A 21039-nucleotide genomic window follows, 5' to 3' on the forward strand; every position below is an offset into this window, starting at 1 on the left:
ATAAAATTATGCAATAAACAAAAATTAAATATTATTTAATTTTTGAACTTTTTATATATGGCAAATAAGTGTTCAAAAATGTGGCCAATACGACAGTCTTAAAAATGCAAACAAGCGTTTGACTTTGGTTGACGTTAACGTTAACAGGACGTAAAGTGGCTCTATCCTGCATTGGTGATCACCAATGTTTTGTCCATGTACATGAAAGTGTAGGAAGGAAGCCCTATGAAAGTATTGGTGCCTGTTAAGCGCGTAGTTGATGCCAATGTGAAGGTCAGGGTAAAAGCTGACAACACCAGCGTTGATACCGCAAACCTCAAAATGGCGTTGAACCCTTTTTGTGAAATTGCAGTAGAAGAAGCGGTTCGTTTAAAAGAAGCGGGCAGTGCTACTGAAGTAGTGGTCGTCAGCATCGGCAATAAAGCCGTTCAAGAACAATTGCGTACCGCATTAGCATTAGGTGCTGATCGCGCGATTCACATTGATACTGAAGAAGAGTTAGCACCAGTATCAATTGCCAAATTACTTAAAGCAGTACAAGAAAAAGAACAAGCGCAATTAGTGCTGTTTGGTAAGCAATCCATTGATGGTGATAATAACCAAACGGGCCAAATGTTTGCTGCATTAACGGATATGCCGCAAGCGACCTTTGCTTCAGCAATTAAAGTTGAAGGTAATTCACTTCAAGTTGCTCGTGAGATAGATGGTGGTATGCAAACCTTAAATCTACCGTTGCCAGCTGTGGTGACTGCGGATTTACGTTTGAATGAGCCACGTTATGCCTCATTACCTAATATCATGAAAGCCAAACGTAAGCCGTTAGATGTGCTGACGGTAGCTGATTTAGGTGTGACGCTCAAAGCGCATCAAACGGTGATCAAGGTAACGCCGCCTGCTGAACGTAAGGCCGGTATTATGGTTGCGTCGGTAGCAGAGCTGGTTGAAAAGTTAAAGAATGAAGCGAAGGTGATCTAAATGGCCATTTTAGTATTAGCAGAACACGATAATGCGGCGCTGAAACTGGATACCGCTAAAGTTGTCACCGCAGCTCGTGCGATCGGCGGCGATGTACATGTATTGGTGGTGGGCCATCAATGTGGTGCAGTGGTGCAAGCCGCTCAAGCTCTACAAGGTGTCGCGCAAGTATTAGTTGCCGATAACAGCGCTTATGAAGCGCATTTAGCCGAAAACGTGGCTAAATTGCTGGTGGACTTAGCACCAAACTACAGCCATATTCTCGCAGCGGCATCGAGTGCGGGTAAAGACACGTTACCGCGTGTGGCAGCACTTTTAGATGTGGCGCAAATTTCGGAAGTGATTGGCGTGGTGAGTAGCGATACCTTTGTTCGCCCGATTTATGCGGGTAACGCCTTAGCGACAGTTCAAAGCCATGACGCTATCAAAGTGATGACAGTGCGTGCCAGTGCTTTCGATGCGGTGACACAGGGTAATAACGCTGCTGTGACTACCTTGGATAAAGTGTTTGAAGCCAAAGCTCAGTTTGTGTCTCAAGCGCTGACAGTTTCAGCACGTCCAGAGTTAGGTAATGCTGGCATTATCGTATCTGGTGGCCGTGGCATGGGCAGCGGTGAAAACTTCGGGATGTTAGAGCAACTGGCTGATAAGCTTGGTGCCGCAGTAGGAGCTTCGCGTGCGGCGGTTGACGCAGGCTTTGTTCCGAATGACTTGCAAGTCGGTCAAACTGGTAAAATTGTCGCACCTAACCTCTATATTGCAGTCGGTATTTCAGGCGCGATCCAACATTTAGCGGGAATGAAAGACGCTAAGGTGATTGTGGCTATCAACAAAGACCCTGAAGCGCCTATCTTCCAAGTTGCCGATTATGGCCTCGAAGCTGACCTGTTCGAAGCCGTTCCGCAGTTGATTGCAAGCTTAAGTTGATTTTATTTGTGAGCTAAGTCAGAGTAAGCGGCTTCGCGGTGGTAACTGCTTAGCCGCTTATGTTTTTATGAGCCTCACGCCCATGTATGGGCGTTCTTAGAAGTAGAGGCGCACCAAATATCAGTAGTGATCAGTAGGGTGATTCCGTTGATCGTTCACGAAAGGATTTGGTGCCGAAGTAGTTTGATTTATCACGATCAACTGCTGGGGTTGTGTCTAATAGGTACAACACTGCCATAGTATTTCCAGATACGGATATTAGGAATAGTTACTATGGAGCGCTACTGATAGGACAGGTGATCTTGGGTATCTATTGCCTTTTCCCACCAGTTCAGTCGCCCTCCATTCGTATTTTGACGAAGAAATAATCAATGACTGTAGTTAGTTATGCCGATTCGGCGCTTTCTTTGCTCCCGCCTGTGGTTGCAATTGTATTGGCGATTTTTACTCGCCGAGTGCTTCTTTCCCTCGGTTTAGGAATTGTGATTGGAGTATTATTGCTCAATCAACTTTCTCCTGTGGCCAGCGGTGAGTTTTTATTTAACAGTGTAAAAGGACTTTTTTGGTCGGAAGATGGCGTAAATTCTTGGAATTTATACATTCTCGGTTTCTTGATTGTATTGGGGATGATCACCGCTCTAATTACTGTGAGTGGTAGTGCTCGGGCATTTGCTGATTGGGCAATGTTACATATTCGTAATAAGCGCGATGCGAAATTACTGACCATGTTTTTAGGCTGTGTTGTTTTTATTGACGATTATTTCAATAGTTTAGTCGTTGGGTCTGTCGCAAGGCCTGTTACCGACCGTTACCATATTTCCCGCGCTAAGTTAGCTTATTTATTAGATTCTACCGCAGCACCAGTTTGTGTCATTTCACCGGTATCAAGTTGGGGCGCTTATATTATTGCGTTAATTGGCGGAATATTAACAGCACATGGTTTTGCGGATTCAGGGCATTTAAGTGTCTTTATTCAAATGATCCCTATGAATTTCTACGCAATTTTCTCTTTATTATTACTGCTTTGTGTGGCGTTTATGGGCTTAGATGTTGGCCCTATGCGTGAACATGAATTAAATGCCATGCGCGGTAATTTATACGATGAGACTAAAGGTTTACCGCCAGGTGCTAATGCTGATTTACCCGAAGCTGAAACAGGTAAAATCCTCGGGTTATTCCTACCTATCACAGTACTGGTATTTGCGACCCTGTATTTTATGATCGATAGCGGTGCCCAAGTATTAGCTAAAGAAGGCATTGAATTTAATATTATTTCTGCTTTCGAGAAAACCGATGTGAGTTCATCACTGTTCTTTGGTGCCCTGATTGGTTTAGCGGTTGCGCTGGTACTTAACTTAGTGCAAGGCGTTGAAAAATCAATGGTATTAAAAGGTGTAGTGCAGGGCGCTCGCTCTATGTTGCCTGCGATTTACATCTTGTTATTTGCTTGGACCATTGCAGGTGTGATCGGCCAGCTTGAAACCGGTAAGTTTATGGCTAGCCTAGCCACTGGGAATATTCCCTTTGCTTTCTTACCTGCATTAATGTTTGTGTTAGCGGGCCTGACCAAAATGCGCGACAAGCCCCGTGCTTTTAGCGCGGGGAAGGATAGCGCAAGTTGCGAAGCAACTTAATGCGGCCTATCTTGTTGCTCAATATATTGCCTTAATACGTCTATTGGAGCGCCCCCAACAGATCCTGCAAAGTAGCTGGGCGACCAAAGTGCATTTTTCATGTAGGCTGGCTTATGAAGATTTGGATAGTACTGTTTCAACTTCCTGCTAGAAACCCCCTTTAGACTATTAACCAGCTTCGATATAGCCACTTTCGGTGGGTAGTTCACTAACAGGTGAACGTGGTCTTGCTCCCCGTTAAACTCTACGATCTCAGCCTCAAAATCCGCACAGACCTTTTCCATGATGTCTCGCATCGTTTTTAGATGCGCATCCGTAAATAACTTGCCACGATATTTAGCAATAAAAATAAGATGCACATGCATCATAAATATGCAGTGCCTTCCTCTTCGTAATTCCATAGGCCAACCTTTACAATCAAGCTTAAAGAACCTATATTAGTGCATTATGAGCATTCAGACCAAAACTTTAAGTGTTAGGGTAAAAGATAAACATGCGAAGCTGTTAAGACAGATGGCGTATGAAGTAAATCAATGCTTTAACCTGGCCAACGAACTAACCATGAAAGCGAGTCGCAACTATAGCGATGCTGGCGCGGTTAGACCTGTCTGGATGTCGGCTTACGATGTGCAAAAACCGATTCTAAGTTTTAGGAACGAATCTGGATTTATTATTCCATCCCACACAGCTCAAGAGGTCTGCGCCAAACACGCCCAAGCAAGAAAACAATTCAAACGAGCGAAGTTACGTTGGCGAATAAGCTCAGGCTCTAAACGCTCTCTTGGCTTTGTGCCGTTTAAAAAAGGTTCTGCTAAGTGGAAGAGTGGGCAAGTCTTATTCGCAAAACAGCACTTTAAGGTTTGGGATACCTACGGGCTTTCACAATACGAGTTTACTTCAGGATCTTTCTCTGAAGACTCAAGAGGACGCTGGTACTTTAATGTGTGTGTTCATGTAGGCGCCTCAGCGCCCACCTCTGGAAAGACAGCCATCGGTATCGATCTAGGGTTAAAAGATACGGCAACTTGCAGTGATGGGGCTAAATTAGAACGGGGGAACTTCTACCGCGATCTAGAGGCGGATTTAGGCGTTGCCCAAAGAGCAAATAAGAAAAAGCGAGTCAAGGCCATTCATGCGAAGATCAAGAATCGTCGCAAAGATGCTTTGCATAAATTTAGTACGCGGCTGGTCAATGAAAATGCCGCAATATTTGTTGGCGATGTGAGCAGCTCCAAGTTAGCGAAAACTAAAATGGCAAAATCGGTTTTAGACGCAGGCTGGTCAATGCTCAAAACACAATTGGAATATAAAGCGATAGCGCGGTCAGTTGTGTTCGAAATAGTCAATGAATCCTACTCCACCCAGACCTGTTCGAGCTGTGGGGCGATCCCCGTCAGCAGTCCGAAAGGTAGAACTGGTCTTGGAATAAGAGAATGGGTGTGCTCTGAGTGCGGAGCAGAGCACGACCGCGATATAAACGCGGCAACCAATATTCTCGCGGCGGGGCATCGCCGTCTAGCTGTAGGAATCCCCGTGCTTTAGCGCGGGGAGGATGTCAATGCATTCTCTACAGGAACCAGTTGGGGTACGTTCGGGATTATGCTGCCGATAGCTGCGGATATGGCGATGGGCAGTCACACAGCCATGATGTTACCTATGCTGGCTTCGGTATTAGCGGGGGCGGTATTTGGTGATCATTGTTCACCGATTTCTGATACCACTATTTTGTCGTCGACGGGGGCCAGTTGCCATCATATCGACCACGTAGTGACGCAGCTTCCCTACGCAGTAATCGTTGCGCTGATCAGCATGATCGGCTACGTAGTGCTTGGCTTTACTGAATCGGTCAATGCGGGATTAGTGACTTGTAGCATATTGTTTGTATTGACGATTTTTGGTTTGCACATTAAATCCAAAAGTACGGCTTTATAAGTCCGTGATTTAACTTCGCTCTTATATTGAGAATGTAAAACAAATCAGCCAGCAACTATGCTGGCTGATTTTTATCTACTCAGTATCTAAAATTACTGAGTCTGATTGAGCCCACGGCGGTTGAGTAAACCTTCAGTGGTAGGCTCTTGGCCGCGGAAGTTCTTGTAAGCTTCCATTGGCGCAATACTGTTGCCCACTTCGCGAATGGTCTTACGGTATTTCATGCCGATCTCACGGTTTAGGCCGCCTTGGGTTTGCACATAGGCAAAGGCGTCAGCCGCTAAAATTTCACTCCACATATACGCGTAGTAACTTGCTGAGTAACCACCTGGGAAGGCGTGGGCAAAGTAAGTTGACTTATAACGTGGTGGTACGGCGGTGATATTTAAGCCGTGCTTTTTCAGCGCATTAGCCTCAAAGGTCGCTACATCTTGCAATGGTGCATCAGGGCTTAATGAGTGCCATTCCATATCCACTAGCGCCGCAGCCATATACTCTAACGTATCGAAGCCTTGGTTAAAGCTGCCGGATTTTAACAGTTTTTGCAGTAACTCATCAGGGATAGGCTTGCCTGTTTCGTAGTGCTTGGCGTAGTTGGCTAACACTTTAGGGTGGGCCGCCCAATCTTCTTCGAAAGTCGATGGAAATTCCACAAAGTCACGGGATACCGAAGTCCCAGAAAGACTTGGGTAAGTCACTTTGGAGAACATACCGTGGGTACCGTGGCCCATTTCGTGGAACATCGTGGTGACTTCGTTATAGCTGACGAAGGTAGGTTGGCCATCAGGCGCCTTTTTAATGTTCATCACGTTAACTACGACAGGCTTAGTACCTTCGAGGAAGGATTGCCCTACAAACGAGCTCATCCATGCGCCACCGCGTTTACCTTCACGGGCAAAGTAATCAGCATAGAAAATCGCCATGCTTGAGCCATCGGCATCAAACATTTCATAGGCTTTCACATCTGGGTGGTATACAGGCAAATCTGGACGTGGTTTTAACGTCACGCCATACAACTCTTTAAGCGTATAGAACACGCCGTCTTCGAGGACGCGGTTAAATTCGAAGTAGGGACGAATGCTATTGGCATCAAGAGCGTATTTTTCTTGGCGGACTTTCTCTGCGTAAAACTCCCAGTCCCATGGTGCGAGTTCAAACTTGCCACCGGTCTTGTTGATCATCGCTTGGATATCGGCCGCTTCTTTCTCTGTGTTGGCGACTACGGCTGGCACCATAGAGCCAAACATGCTGTAAACCGCTTCTGGCGTTTTTGCCATTTGCGGTGTAAGGCGATAGCTAGCCCAGTTCTCATAACCTAAGAGAGCCGCGCGCTCGGCACGTAATTGGGCTAAGCGAGACACTAAAGATGCGGTTTCGTTTTCCCCCGTTAAGCCACGGTTTGCCGAGGCTTCCCAAATGCGCTGGCGCAGTTCACGGTTCTCTAAAGAGGCGAGTATTGGCTGGCGAGTAGTGTTGGTGATATTGATTAAGTACTTACCTTCATGGCCTGCTGCCTTGGCATCATTTGCTGCCGAGGTGATTTCGCTGTCACTTAGGCCTGCGAGTTGTTCTTTGTTATCGACAACAATAGCGATTTCTTTGGTTAAGCGTAGTAAACGTTGAGAGAACTCGTTGGTCAGCGTTGATTGTTCTTCGTTCAGGGCGCGGATTTTTACTTTCTGCTCATCGGTCAGCTTAGCGCCAGCCATGATAAAGCGCTGGTGATACACCTCAACCAAACGTACCGCTTCAGGCGTTAAACCTAAGTTATTGCGGTCGTTATAGATGGCTTCAATACGAGCGAATAGCGCAGGATTAAGGTTGATGTTATCCGAGTGAGCAGCCATTTTTGGGGCCATTTCACCTTGGATTTTACGCAGGGCTGGATTGCTGTTCGAACCTGCGAGGTTGTAAAACACGCTCGATGCACGGTTGAGCAGGGCGCCGCTTTTTTCCATGGCGACAATTGTGTTATCAAAGGTTGGCGCAGCAGGATTGTTAGCAATTGCTAAAATTTCTTGATACTGCTCTTTAATACCTTGTTCTAAAGCGGGCTGAAAATGCTCGTCTTTAATAACGCTGAAATCAGGTGCTTGATATTGCAGTGTACTGGCTTGGAATAAGGGGTTTTGGGTTTGTACTGCGGTGACATTTGCAGCTTTTGTATCTTGAGTGCTACAGCCAGCTAGTGCTCCGGTCATCAGTGTGGCGCCAATGGCGATGGCAATAAAACTTTTACGCATAGTTGAGTGATTTCCTTAGAATTGTAGTTTTTGTGACTCTAGCGTTACTAACTTAAATAGGACTGAAAACCTATGGGATGAAGTTGTAAGTAAAAGTAAACAAAAAAAGCGCCCCAAGGTTACGGGGCGCTTTGAACTATTTTCTTGCAGGGAAAATAGTGGGACGATTAACTATTTACGGGTGAAGTTGTGGTATTTGTCGATACCTGAGCTGCTACCTGTGTTATGGCAAACAGCACATGCTTCTCCTGTTGGTTGTTTGAACCAATCACCTACGGCAGGAACGCTGATCTCGCCACCATTGCTAGCCATGTGAGCTTTGACTGCATCGCCTGTGTGGCAAGCATAGCAGTTAGCGGTAACAGGGCTGGTCATTTTGTTACCAGGTTCAAGGATGTATTGGTTTGGTATTTTGTTTAAATCAATCGCGGTTTCGTGACAGGCAACACAGCTTGTGACTGGGTTGATTGCACCTGCACCGTTAGCGGTTTTCGCTTGAGTGCCATCGGCCTTCATCTCACCGACATTCGCACCGTTGCCCCAGTGCCAGCTGTGCACCATAGGACCAAAACCAGCACCGAGTGTGGCTGATGTCCGTGCCATACCATTATCATGGCAAGCTACGCAAGCCTTACCGCCTTCGTCAAATGCGCCATTTTTGTGGAATGCGGTGGCATCATTGTGACAAGTAGTACAGCTGTTATCACTGACTACGGTGCGACGTTCAAAGGCGGATACTTTGGTTGCAGTCGCAGGATCGACTACATCAGAGTATGCGGTGAACGAGACCCCCATTGAGCCGTCATAGCCATTGGCTCTGAGGCTGCCATTGCTTTGATAGCGTTGGTTACCGTCGTACTCCATCCAACCTGCGGTGCTGAAGGTCACACGTGCAGAGTAGACATAGTTGGCGTTTACAGGGCTGATATCGGTCAGCAGATGACAGATATTTTTAGTACCATCAGCATTGTAGCCATAGTAATAGTTAGTACGGTTACCTGGGCGACCGACTAAGCTATTTTTTTCGTAGGAATGCAGATAAGCACCTGCGTAAACAATCGGTTTCTTAGCATCAAATACCAGCGGATTTGAGTAGTTGAAGTTATCTTTAATGCTAAAGATATTACCGTCAGTATCTTTTACTGTCAGAGTGGTACACCAGCCTGGTGCGGTAACGGCAGAAGCTGCACCAGTTGGCGCATAATGATCTGTTTTTGTTGAAATATCATCAACTTTAACAGGGGTAGATAATTCAAGTTTATACTTAGCTCGTAATGCTTGGCGCTCAGTAATACCTGTTTTACCTTCATGCATCGGACGGACATCTGCACCATTACTTGGCACAATCGCGCCTGGTACACCACCAGTATTGTGACAGTCAATACAGCCTGGGCCTGAAACACTAATATTGGTTGGAGCTTCAACGTGGCAAGAACTACAGTTCATCACGCTGAAATCTTTAGTAAATTTCTGGTGATTAATGTGGCCAATCTTAGACAGTGTGTTGGTTGCATAACCGCCGATAGAGAAACCTTCGGCATTTTTTGCTGCAAAGCTAACTGAGCCGTGACAGACTAAACAGCCTTCAACGAAGGTGACTTCGCTGTCCATACCGGTTGCTACATAACTAGCGTGACGACGTGGGCTTGTTGAATAGTCTACGTGACAGGAATAGCAACTATCGGTCGTGGTTGAATGAGTTCCCTCTGGCTTGTTCACCACCAGCGGTGCTGAGCGAGCAATGCCAGTTTCAGCATTACCGCCGACTCTGAGCCATACAATACCTTCGGTACCTGCGTTAACACCTTTCATTGGGGCTTTAAAGCTATAGTGACCATCGCCTAATGAAGTGAGCAGAGCGCCCTCAGTTGCTTGAGTCGCAGCGCCACCGATATTGACGTTATCTTTGACAGGATTGCCACTTGCGTCTGTTTTGTCGGCTTCATTTCTATTATTGATAAAGCCTTTATCGGTTAATGCTGCAACTTTGGCTTCAGCATTTTTCAGTCCATTGATTAAGTTGCCATTTTCGTCAGTGATCTGAAATTCATAGGTGATATTGCCTTCACCAAAGCTATAGTTCAGTACTTTTACATTGGTGACTGTTGAACTCGTGACTGGTGGTGGAACCCAAGGTTCACCCGGTGTTCCTGGTGTGCCAGGTGTCCCCGGAGTGCCTGGCGCGCCATCTACACCATCTTTACCATCACTGCCGCAACCAACGAGAGCACCGGTAAGTGCTAACGCGACAACATATGCCAGTTTTTTAGAGGTGAATATTCTCATCATAATCTCCATTAATCCAATACGCATTTAAAGGCACGGATTGCAGCACTAACGTTTGCAGGGGAGATTAGTGCTTTGAACCGCTGATTTCATTTGCAAGCATCGAATACTTTTATTTTTTAAATTGAGTACTTTTAGTCTCAGATGAAATAATACTGTTATTGATATGTTTGTTTTTTTGAACCAAACCGCATTTAGGACTATAACTTTGGAGGTAGATCACATTTCTAAACTTTTGTTAATGCGATTTTTCTTAATTAAAACAATTTTTAAGGTTAAATTAAGGTTGTTGTAACAATTGCGCTTTTATGGCTTTATCTGTTTCCATATGTTGAGCGTTGAACAGAAATACGAACAATGATTTTCAAAGTTGATTGACCATGAAACCACTAAAATATCCATTCTAGATATTTAGATTGAGATTTCAGTATAAAAGCTGAGAAAGGCCTAGTGTGCTAGGGTCAAGCGCAATGCTAAACTAAGCGGCATAAACTCTGGTGACAGAGATATGATCAATCAGTTTGAAAAAGGGATTCATTTTGGCGCAATTGTACTTTTACTATTCAGCAATGAATGCGGGTAAATCTACCTCTTTATTACAATCTTCCTATAACTACCGTGAGCGCGGTATGAATACGTTAGTGATGACGGCTTCTATCGATGATCGATACGGTAAGGGCAAAGTAGCTTCGCGGATTGGTATTGAGACTGAGGCGCAGGTTTTTAGCCGTGATGACAACTTGATTGAAATGATTACCGCTGCCCATCAAGTGAATCATCTGAGTTGTGTGTTGGTTGACGAATGCCAGTTTTTAACTAAAGAACAAGTCAAACAACTTACATATATTGTTGATAATATAGATATCCCTGTATTGTGCTATGGATTGAGGACTGACTTTCAAGGTGAGCTTTTTAGTGGTAGCCATTATTTATTAGCTTGGGCAGATAAATTAATTGAGCTAAAAACCATTTGTCACTGTGGTCGCAAAGCGAATATGGTGGTGCGGCTAGATGGTGAAGGAAAAGTCATGCGCGAAGGTGAGCAGGTCGCAATTGGCGGTAATGAAAGTTACGAATCGGTATGCCGTAAACATTTTCGTGAGTTTATTTGGGATTAACCTAAGCTCGGTTAGCACTTAACCAAAATATAAGAATTTTTGTGCTAACCACTTTGAGGCTTGCTGCCAAGTCATTAAAATATGGTGAGATATAACACATATAATCCATCATCCAAGAGCAGTTAGATCTTGTTCGAGCAAGGTAATAAGAATGTATCGCGGCGATACGCTCAGATAAGCATAAGTGTGAGTTTTGCCGTTGTACTTCATGTTGATGCATTAAGCATAAGTTGGGAAAAATCCCACGTAGAAAGGATGTGTTAAGTGATTTTTTGGAGCCGTTTTGCCTAATTCTACGCAAGAAATGCAATTTGAAAACTATCGTCCTCGTCCGCCACAACCCGAGCCTAAGGCAAAGCGTGAGCGTAAGCCTAGATCTAAAGGGCGTGCTTGGTTTCTATTATTTATTCTGGTTTTTTGTTTAGCGATTTTGATTGGTCAGGAGGTCAAAACCTCTTATTACCAGTCTAAGTATATTCACCAATACGCTAAAACTCTGACCTATGAGCTGAAAAACGAGCCTACTCAGTCGATTATCTATCCAAGTTATGGCCCCTTCGATGAGCGTCATGGCTACAGTAAGTTGCCACAATATATTGATCGCTTATTGCAACGTAATTTCCAAGTGACACAGCAGGTTGAGTTTTCTCCTGCGTTGCAGGAATACGCCCAGATAGGCTTTTTCCCGCCTTACCATGAGAAAGCACAATCGGGTTTGACTTTGCTTGACTGTCGCAATACCGATCTCTACGAGTTCACTTATCCAAAACGTGTGTATCAGGATGACGATAAAATCCCTAATGAAATCGTCAATACTTTGCTGTTTATTGAAAACCGCGAGTTGTGGACCACAGAGCCAAAACTAAATCCGGTGATTGATTGGCCACGTTTTATTGTGGCGGGGATGAGCCAAATCGCTGAAATGGTGGGGATGAATGTCTCAACAGCGGGTGGCAGTACACTGGCGACGCAAATTGAAAAGTTCCGCCATTCTTCTCAGGGATTAACTTTAAGTATCAAGGATAAATTGCTGCAAATAGCCTCAGCAACAGTGCGAGTGTACCAACAGGGAGAAATCACTGAACCTGCCCGTAAACGTATCATCCAAGATTACTTAAACACAGTGCCTTTATCCTCAGCCCCTAACCACGGTGAAGTGCATGGCATAGGTGACGGCCTATGGGCTTGGTTTGGTACTGACTTCGATACAGCAAACCAGCTGTTGTCTTCCCCTCAAATTAAAGCTAATACAGCCAAACGTGGCCAAGTGTTTCGCCAGGTGGTAGCACTGATGATTGCTCAGCGTCGTCCTTCCTATTACCTATTACAGGGACATGAAGATTTAGAGAATCTAGTTGATAGCCATATCCGTTTACTCGGCCAATATTATCTGATTGACCGTAAACTCAGGGATGCCGCACTAGGACAAAAATTACAGTTTAAAGTCGCTAAACCTCAGCGTAATACCCAATCGGGCGCAGACAAGGGCGTTAACACTATCCGTATTCGTACAGCGGGTATGTTGAATGTCGGCTTATATGATTTGGACCGACTCGATTTAACCGTGAATAGTAGTCTACACAGTGAGTTACAACAGCAAGTAAGTAACTACTTACGCAGCCTTGGGCAAACTTCAACGGCTGAAAAAGTCGGACTTTTAGGTGAGCGTTTACTCGAACCTAGCCAACTGCAAAACGTACTCTACAGTTTTACGCTGTATGAAAAAACCGCCACGGCCAATCGTGTACGGGTACAAACAGACAGTACTGACCAACCTTTCGATATTAACGAAGGTAGTAAGTTGGAGCTTGGGTCGACGGCAAAGCTAAGGGTGCTCGCGACTTACCTTGAGATCATTGCTGAAATTCACGATAAGTATTCGAAAAAGCACGGCATTGAGTTGGAGTCGATTGTGATTGAACCTCGCGATCATCTCACGCGCTGGGCGATTGACTATTTGATTGTCAATCCCGATAGGCGCCTTGATCGCATGCTCGACGCCGCGCTGCAACGGGAATATTCCGCCTCGCCTAATGAGCAGTTCTTCACCGGCGGTGGTTTGCATGTGTTTAATAACTTTAAGAAAACGGAAGATCTTAAGGTTCCGACCATGTATCAAGCACTGCAAGACTCGATCAACTTGCCCTTCGTGCGCTTAATGCGGGACATAGTCAACTACAGCAGCAGCATGCAAAACGAAGGCAATATGGCGCGTTTGCTGCGCAATGATAAGGATCCGCGCCGAGAGGAATATCTGCGGGTATTTGCTGATCGTGAAGGCAATACCTTCGTGACTAAGTTCTACCGTAAATATAAGAAAGTGGCACCCAATGAGCGTTTAGAACTGTTTTTCGATGGTCAAACCCAAGCTGAACAACAACTCACTGCGGCTTATCGTTATTTGCAGCCTAATGAGTCTATCGCCGCCTTTAAGGCCTTTTTACAGCTGCGGCTACCACAAAATAGTTACACCGATAAGCGCATCAAAGAGCTATATAACAAGTACGGCCCCGAAAAATATAACCTCCCTGATCAAGGTTATATCGCGCGGGTGCATCCGCTTGAACTCTGGGTGCTCGATTATTTGAATCAACATCCTGAAGCTAACCTCAACGATGTGAAAGAGGCCAGTAAAGATGAGCGTCAGGAAGTTTATCGCTGGCTGTTTAGAACTCGGCACAAAAACGCAAGGGATGTGCGAGTACAAGTAATGCTGGAGGTCGAAGCTTTCCTTGATATTCATCAGCGTTGGGCGCGTTTAGGCTATCCCTTTGAATCTATGGTGCCTTCTTTAGGTTCGGCGCTTGGTAGCTCGGGCGACAGACCTGCTGCTTTAGCGGAATTAATGGGGATTATTCAAAATGATGGTTATCGTTTACCGACGGTGCGGATTAATCAATTGCACTTTGCTGAAGGTACGCCCTATGAAGTACGGCTCGAAAACCAAAATACCCAAGGCGAACGAGTGATGCGTCATGAAGTCGCACAGGCGTTAAAGGCGGCGTTGGCAAATGTCGTTCAAAACGGTACTGCACGACGTCTTAAGGGTATCTTTACCGATGATAACGGCGAGATGCTGGCCATTGGCGGCAAAACGGGTACGGGCGATAACCGTATTGTGACCCAGATGCAGCAGGGCCGAAAAGTCGCTACCACGGCGATGAACCGTACTGCGACTTTTGTGTTTTACTTAGGTGATAACTACTTCGGCACCTTAACTGCCTTTGTGCCGGGCAGTAAGTCCGATGATTTTAGTTTTACCTCGGCGCTGCCATTACAAGTGATGAAAGGGATGATGCCTATTCTGGCGCCTTATGTGAAATCATCAAAAGGCATGTGCGTGCGGTATGAGTAATGACTCACTTTTGCAATATGCGTTTTTGAAACATAAGCATTGTAATGCGAGTTTGAAGTTCCTTAGATAAAGCAAACCCCGCAGCCGTGAACCGGTTTGCGGGGTTTTTATTGGCACCGACAAGCTTATTCGTCGGCGTTGATATATTGCTTGCGGTCTAAATCGTACTTACGCATCTTGTCGTACAAGGTTTTGCGGGGCAGTTCGAGTTGTTCCATGGTTTGCTTAATACTGCCCTTGTTATGACTTAAGGCCTCTTCAATCAAGACTCGCTCAAAAAACTCAACCCGTTGCAGTAAGGACATACTGGTATGCAGACTCGGTGCATTACCTAAGCTGCCAGCGAAGGCGGCTTCACCACCGAGTAACACATAACGCTCTGCGAGGTTTCTAAGTTCGCGCACATTACCCGGCCAATCGTGGGAAGTAAGGATGGCATTTTGCTCGGCATTGAGGGCAATCAAGGCCTTGTGATAGCGCGCTGATGCCATACGAGCAAAATGTAAGAACAATAAAGGGATATCTTCGCGGCGATCCCTGAGTGGTGGAATTGGCACAGTCACCAGATTCAAGCGATAGAGCAAGTCTTGGCGGAATTCCCCTGTATCACATAGGGACTTTAAATCCACTTTAGTGGCGGCAATCACCCGAATGTCCAAATGGATGCTTTTATTGGAGCCTAGGCGTTCGACCTTGCGATCTTCGAGCACCCGCAGCAGTTTGACTTGTAACGACAGCGGTGTACTTTCGATTTCATCTAAAAAGAGTGTGCCGCCATTAGCGTACTCAAACTTACCTATCCGTAGCTTATCGACGCCGGTAAACGCGCCGGCTTCGGCACCAAAGAGTTCGCTCTCAATTAAATTTTCAGGAATTGCGCCGCAGTTAATAGCGACAAAGTTGGCCTGATTGCGACTACTGTGGTCATGCAGATAGCGGGCGACCAATTCTTTACCCGTGCCAGTTTCACCTTCGATAAGCACATCTGCGGGGGTGTCGATAACTTGGTCGATAATATGGCGCATACGCAAAATGCCGACGCTGTGGCCTAATATTCTCGGCCCTGGCACGTTATGGCTTTCTAACTCTTTCTTTAACTTGCGGTTTTCGAGGGTGAGGCTGCGTTTATCCAAGGCACGTTTCACCACATCTAACATATGCTCGTTGTTAAAGGGTTTTTCGAGAAAATCGTAGGCACCTTGCTTTAACGCATTGACTGCCATAGCGATATCGCCAAAGCCAGTGAGTAGTACGACGGGTAAATCGGGATCTTGCTGGCGAATTTGCTGCATTAGGCTGATGCCATCGAGTTGCGGCATATTCACATCTGAAATCACCACACCTGCCCAGTCTCTATCAAGGAGTTTAGCAATGCCTTTAGGATCGGTGGTGGCAAAGGCTTTGATGCCTTCAAGCTCAAACAGTTGTACCAGGACTGTGCCAATATGGGGCTCATCGTCGATGATCAGTACGCTATAGTCTTGAATTGAATTGGGAAGACTCATGATGACTGGCGTTCCTCAGCTAAATAAATCGGTAAAATAATGTGGAAAATAGCGCCGCCGTCCTCGGCATTGGCAACATTAATCTGCCCCTGCATAGACTCAATAATGCGCTGGGAAATGGATAAACCTAGGCCAAGTCCTGTACGCTCGCTAGTGGTAAAATAAGGCTCAAAAATTTTCTCCATTTGGCTTTCGCGTACTCCAGGGCCAGAATCTTGAATACTGATACAGAACTTGTCTTGGCAGTTTACCCTAATACTCAGTGTACGTTTTGGAGATTGCTGCATAGCGACTACCGCATTGCTCATAATATTGACAAACACTTGCTGCAGGCGCACTTTGTCGCCCCAAACCTGATATTGGCCTTCAGGTAGCAATACATCGAGTTCAACCCCTTGTTTGTCGATTTCGGGCTGCACTATGGTCAGAGCTTGTTTTATACAGCCCTTAAGATCGGTGGCACTATCCGCACCTTTGCTCTTACGGGTAAAGCTTTTAAATTGCCCAACAATATCGGCTAAGCGGTCGGTCAGCTCAATAATAATTTTCAGGTTATCCAGTGCCTTATCTTGCATATTGCGGGCAAGGAAAGTTTGAGTATTTTGCGCGTAGCTGCGAAGGGCCGCTAAGGGCTGATTAAGCTCATGATTGATACTGGCGGATAAACTTCCAATCACGGTCAGCTTAGCGGCTTGGATCAGTTCATCTTGGGTATCTTTTAGACGATCATTTGCCTGCTGCAGATCTTGGGTACGCTCCTCGACCCGTTGCTCTAACAAACTTTGTGCTAATTGCATACGCTGCAAGTTACGGCGCCGCTCGCTGCTAAAGAGTAAACCTAAGGCAAGCAGCAAGTAGATAGATGCCGATAGCAGCATCAGTGCGGGTAAAGAGTCATGTAGCGGTTTTAATGGTGCAAGAATATGTACTCGCCAACCCGCTTTAGTCATCAAATGGTGGGTATCCATATATTGCGCTTGATTATTGCCTTGGCGGATTTGGTAGATATGGCCGCTGCTGAGGCTATTTTCTTGATATTGCGGTTTTATTAATAGTTCACCTATCGGGCGTTCGGCGTAACGCTTTGAGGCATTTAAGGCATATTGTTTGGCCTGAGTCAGTGGTGTGAGTGAGGTTAAGCGCCATTCATCCACACTTGAAATAAACACGATATCGTCGGGATCGCTGATTAAAAATTGGTATTGGCCAGCCATTGCAATACTGGTGCTTTGCTGTTCAATATCGGCGATATCCACTTTTACAATAATGGCACCCAGAATGCCTTTTCCGCCTTGCTGATAAATAGGATAAGAAAAGTAAAAACCGCGTTTATCCGAGCTAGTGCCCACCGCATAGTAGCGGCCTAAATTGCCCGAAATCGCATCGGTGTAATAGGGTCTGAAGGAGTAGTCTTTGCCGTTAAATGAAAAGGGCTGTTGCCAGTTGCTGGCTGCGACTGCAATGCCGAGGGCATCGATAAGATAAATATCAGACGCCTCTGTCACATGCTGAATTTCCTCTAAATACAGGTTGAGCTCTTGCACCTTCTTGGCATTTTGTTGATCGTTGAGTACATTGGCGAGCATGGGATTGGTTGAGAGTACATGAGGGATGCTTTCATAGCGTGACAGGGCGCCATCTAAGAAGCTGACTAGCTCTTTGAGTTGTTTCTCAGATTGTTGTTGGATGTCTATTTTTCCCTGATAAAAATGCACCCAGTACGTTAATTTTAAGATGGCAAACAAACCCGCAAGTAGCACTATGGTCATGAATAGACGTTTTTTGGCTTTAGGCGTCATGGGCAACATAGCAGGCGATCCTGATCCACACTGAATAAAACAAAGCGAGCCTGAGTAGGCTCGCTTAAAAACTATCTAGAATCAAGGAATAATCTTTATTCCTGAAGATTAATATCCATTAAGCTTATCCAGTAATTCTGGCAAGAATAGCGAGATTTGTGGCACGTAGGTGATCAGCGCCAGGAAGGCCAACATCAGTGCTAACCATGGCAGTACGGATTGGATCACCCAACCAATGCTGCGGCCAGTGATCCCCGCAGTCACAAAGAGGTTAAGCCCAACAGGCGGCGTTAGCATACCAATCTCCATGTTGACCACCATAATGATGCCTAAGTGGATAGGATCAATACCAAGTTGAGTAGCAATCGGAAATAGAATTGGCGCCATAATTAACACGATTGCTGATGGCTCCATAAAGTTACCCGCCGCTAACAACAGTAAGTTAACAATGATTAAGAAGCCCCAAGCGGGTAGCCCCATCCCCACAATATACTCGGCAATAATATGGGGAATACGTTCAGTGGTGAGCACGTGTGCAAACAACATGGCGTTGGCAATAATAAACAGCAGCATGATGCTGACCTTGGCACCATCACGCACCACATGGCGAATTTCTTTGTCGATTGGAGTTTTTATCAGCCCCAGCACCATATGACCTAAGTTACGAGCGATCGCGCTTGGGATGGCTTCATTAGGGTTACGCCATGCGACATTTTTCAATGGACCAATATCACGATATCCAAATACCGCAATAAAGTATGCATACATACAAGCCACGGCAGAGGCTTCAGTTGGGCTGGCTACACCGCCGTAGATTGAACCTAACACGATAAAGATCAGCGCCAGACCGCCTAAGGCTTTGGCACTTGAAATTCCCAGTTGCTTAAAGCCAGGGAAGGGACGTGATGGCAGATTCTTAAAACGGGCGACGATATAAATCACTATCATCAGTAGGAAACCCATCATTAAGCCTGGAATTAAACCCGCCATGAACATTTTAGCCGCAGAGACTTCTGTCGCCGCTGCATATACTAGCATCACGATTGAAGGTGGGATCAAAATCCCTAAAGTGCCAGAGGTGGTAATTACCCCTGAAGCAAACTTTTCGGGATAACCTGCTTTTACCATGCCAACGATAACAATTGAGCCAATTGCGGCTACTGTCGCTGGGGAAGAACCTGAAACCGCGGCAAATAACATACAGGCCATCACAGAGGCCATGGCTAAACCGCCACGGATATGGCCGATACTATCCATTGCAAAGTCGATGATCCGCCTTGCCACGCCACCGGTTGATAGGAAAGCCGAGGACAGAATAAAGAAAGGGATCGCCAGCAGGGTATAGTGCTCTGACGATGACTCATAAAGTTTTAATGCCACAGAGGCGAGGGAATCGTTGGAAAAGAATAAAATCGTCAGCATGCTCGAGAAACCTAACGCAATTGCGATAGGCATACCTAAAAACATACAGACGAGTAGGGCAGTAAAGAGGGTCGCAATGGCCATTACTTCGCTTCCTTATTGTCTGTTTCTTGTTGTGCGTGCTGAGCAGCTTCATCAATTAAATGCATGCTTTCTTTCGCTTCATCGGCAAATTGGAACCCAGATACTTGGTTGCGCAGGATAGCGATAAACAGTTCTAAGAAACGCCAAGTCAACATGCTAAAACCAATCAATAGAATGCTTTGGGATAACCAAATTGGCACAGCGCCGTCTTCAATATCAATTTTTAATGTGTTCCAAGCAAAGTCAGGATCTAAGCTGTTTAACAAAAACTTAGGGAAATGAATATCTTCCATCGGAACGCCAATTTGGTACATCTGCGACAGATATTGCCAGCTACCTTTTAGAAATAGTCCGCAATAAGCCAAGCAAATCAATGCTGTCACTAGAGATGTGAGCTTTTTAGCTTTAGGTGGTAGATTTTTTACAAACGCATCAACACCGATGTGAGCGCCGACTTTCACCCCATAGGACATACCAAAGAGTACAAACCAACCACACATGGTTAAGGTGAGTTCTTGGATCCATAAGAAACCGGTATTGAAGAAAAACCGTGCCACTACCTCTGTAAACACTAAGAGTGTCATTAAGGTGATCAAGAGATTGAGCACCCCTTCTTCAAAGTAACCAAAAATTCGCGATATCACAGCTGTACTCCCCTCGCTTAAATACCGCTTAACCTCAAAATGAGATTAAGCGGCTTATTTCATTATTATTTATTTGCAGCAACAGCGGCTTCAATCACATCTTTACCGACTTGGTCTTCAAACTTAGCCCATACTGGTTTCATCACATCAACCCATTGTTGACGTTCTGCTGGGGTTAAGGTCACCAATTGAGAACGTTTTGAATCAAGAATTAATTGCTTGTCTTCGTTATCTTTTTCTGCAGCGATTTTGTTACCTAAAGCGATAGATTCGTCTAATGCTTCTTTGATCACTTTACGTTTGTCCGCAGGTAAGCTTTTCCAGAAGGCATCAGAGGTCACGACCATGTAATCCAATACGCCATGGTTACTTTCTGTAATATGGCTTTGAACTTCATAGAATTTTTGTGAGTAAGTGTTAGACCAAGTGTTTTCTTGACCGTCAATCGCGCGGGTTTGTAGCAGGGTGAACACTTCAGAGAATGGTTTTTTCACGGGGATAGCGCCAACTGCATCAAACTGTGCGGCTAATACGTCAGATGCCATTACACGGAATTTTAAGCCTTTAGCATCTGAAGGTTGCTTGAGTGGTGCGTTTGCAGAAAACTGCTTCATACCATTGTGTAAATAGCCTAAACCCACAATCCCTTTACGGCTCATTGAGTTGAGTAGTGTTTGACCTGCTTCACCCTGTTGGAAACGGTTTACTGCATCCATGTCATTGAACAGGAAAGGTAAGTCGAAAACTTGTAAGCGTTTGGTGTAACGTTCAAATTTTGAGAGTGAAGGTGCTACAAATTGCACATCGTTTAGCAATAGTGCTGCTAACTCGTTGTTATCCCCAAATAACTGTGAGTTAGGAAATACACTGACCTTGTATTCACCCGGTAAACGTTGCTCAACGAGTTCTTTAAACTTCAGTGCCATTTGGCCTTTGGGCGTATTTTCTGCCACAACGTGTGAAAACTTAATTTCAATCGGTTCTGCAAATACGTTAAAGCTGGTTGCGAATACGGAGGCAACGGCGAGCATTTTGACTAAGGTTTTGAGTGGACGGGTCAATCCAGTTTGTTGATTCAATGTCATTTTGAGTTCCTTTTTCTGTTGTTAGGATTT

General features: G+C 45.3%; 13 protein-coding genes, 2 pseudogenes and 1 riboswitch. Of the genes and pseudogenes, 7 read left to right on the forward strand and 8 right to left on the reverse strand.

All coding sequences use genetic code 11. The features are described 5' to 3' along the window. The first annotated feature begins 225 nt into the window (after positions 1 to 225). From FJD32_RS07720 to FJD32_RS07730, 3 genes and pseudogenes are all read left to right on the forward strand, one after another. Complete coding sequence (locus tag FJD32_RS07720) at positions 226 to 975, forward strand: electron transfer flavoprotein subunit beta/FixA family protein (protein ID WP_037420526.1); 750 nt, start codon at positions 226 to 228, stop codon at positions 973 to 975. Beyond that, positions 976 to 1902: an FAD-binding protein gene (locus FJD32_RS07725; RefSeq protein WP_037420528.1), complete on the forward strand. Its 927-nt coding sequence runs from the start codon at positions 976 to 978 to the stop codon at positions 1900 to 1902. It abuts the gene before it with no gap. 95 nt (positions 1903 to 1997) lie between these two features. Further along, positions 1998 to 2194: riboswitch (Lysine riboswitch) on the forward strand. 79 nt (positions 2195 to 2273) lie between these two features. After that, positions 2274 to 3470: pseudogene (locus FJD32_RS07730) on the forward strand (Na+/H+ antiporter NhaC family protein); the annotation flags it as partial. A gap of 62 nt (positions 3471 to 3532) precedes the next feature. Here FJD32_RS07730 and tnpA read toward each other — a convergent pair. Then, the gene (gene tnpA / locus FJD32_RS07735; protein WP_069453193.1) at positions 3533 to 3937 is read right to left on the reverse strand and encodes an IS200/IS605 family transposase; all 405 of its coding nucleotides are present in this window, start codon (positions 3935 to 3937) and stop codon (positions 3533 to 3535) included. 46 nt (positions 3938 to 3983) lie between these two features. Between tnpA and FJD32_RS07740 the strand changes: the two genes are divergently transcribed. Together FJD32_RS07740 and FJD32_RS07745 are read left to right on the forward strand one after the other, a co-directional pair. Continuing rightward, positions 3984 to 5078: an RNA-guided endonuclease TnpB family protein gene (locus FJD32_RS07740; RefSeq protein WP_069453180.1), complete on the forward strand. Its 1095-nt coding sequence runs from the start codon at positions 3984 to 3986 to the stop codon at positions 5076 to 5078. An 18-nt stretch (positions 5079 to 5096) separates the two neighbouring features. Beyond that, a pseudogene (locus FJD32_RS07745) lies at positions 5097 to 5468 on the forward strand (Na+/H+ antiporter NhaC family protein); the annotation flags it as partial. Positions 5469 to 5560: 92 nt separating this feature from the next. Here FJD32_RS07745 and FJD32_RS07750 read toward each other — a convergent pair. After that, positions 5561 to 7711 carry a M3 family metallopeptidase gene (locus tag FJD32_RS07750; protein WP_055646638.1) on the reverse strand — a complete coding sequence of 717 codons (2151 nt, stop codon included), beginning with the start codon at positions 7709 to 7711 and terminating at the stop codon, positions 5561 to 5563. Positions 7712 to 7882: 171 nt separating this feature from the next. Next, complete coding sequence (locus FJD32_RS07755; protein WP_109277872.1) at positions 7883 to 9997, reverse strand: cytochrome c3 family protein; 2115 nt, start codon at positions 9995 to 9997, stop codon at positions 7883 to 7885. Between the two features lie 539 nt (positions 9998 to 10536). Here FJD32_RS07755 and FJD32_RS07760 point away from each other — a divergent pair. Together FJD32_RS07760 and FJD32_RS07765 are read left to right on the forward strand one after the other, a co-directional pair. After that, on the forward strand, positions 10537 to 11115 hold the full coding sequence (locus FJD32_RS07760; RefSeq protein WP_037420539.1) for a thymidine kinase: 579 nt from the start codon (positions 10537 to 10539) through the stop codon (positions 11113 to 11115). Between the two features lie 283 nt (positions 11116 to 11398). Next, a complete protein-coding gene (locus FJD32_RS07765) occupies positions 11399 to 14470 on the forward strand; it encodes a transglycosylase domain-containing protein (protein ID WP_140906746.1) in 3072 nt (1023 codons plus the stop codon). Between the two features lie 125 nt (positions 14471 to 14595). On the opposite strand, the gene FJD32_RS07770 is transcribed toward FJD32_RS07765, so the two are convergent. The 5 genes from FJD32_RS07770 to FJD32_RS07790 form a co-directional block, all read right to left on the reverse strand. Next, positions 14596 to 15975, reverse strand: coding sequence for a sigma-54 dependent transcriptional regulator (locus tag FJD32_RS07770; RefSeq protein WP_011716480.1), 1380 nt, complete (start codon positions 15973 to 15975; stop codon positions 14596 to 14598). After that, complete coding sequence (locus tag FJD32_RS07775; RefSeq protein WP_099458394.1) at positions 15972 to 17783, reverse strand: ATP-binding protein; 1812 nt, start codon at positions 17781 to 17783, stop codon at positions 15972 to 15974. Before FJD32_RS07775 ends, FJD32_RS07770 begins: the two co-directional genes overlap by 4 nt. A 99-nt stretch (positions 17784 to 17882) precedes the next feature. Then, positions 17883 to 19280, reverse strand: a complete 1398-nt coding sequence (locus FJD32_RS07780; protein WP_037428311.1) for a TRAP transporter large permease subunit — start codon at positions 19278 to 19280, stop codon at positions 17883 to 17885. Next, the gene (locus FJD32_RS07785; protein WP_055647657.1) at positions 19280 to 19924 is read right to left on the reverse strand and encodes a TRAP transporter small permease; all 645 of its coding nucleotides are present in this window, start codon (positions 19922 to 19924) and stop codon (positions 19280 to 19282) included. The genes FJD32_RS07780 and FJD32_RS07785 overlap by 1 nt, the downstream gene beginning before the upstream one ends. A 65-nt stretch (positions 19925 to 19989) precedes the next feature. Then, positions 19990 to 21009 carry a TRAP transporter substrate-binding protein gene (locus tag FJD32_RS07790; RefSeq protein ID WP_055647658.1) on the reverse strand — a complete coding sequence of 340 codons (1020 nt, stop codon included), beginning with the start codon at positions 21007 to 21009 and terminating at the stop codon, positions 19990 to 19992. Between the last annotated feature and the right edge of the window lie 30 nt (positions 21010 to 21039).

It is taken from the genome of Shewanella sp. LC6 (assembly GCF_006385735.2).
Classification (GTDB): domain Bacteria; phylum Pseudomonadota; class Gammaproteobacteria; order Enterobacterales; family Shewanellaceae; genus Shewanella; species Shewanella xiamenensis.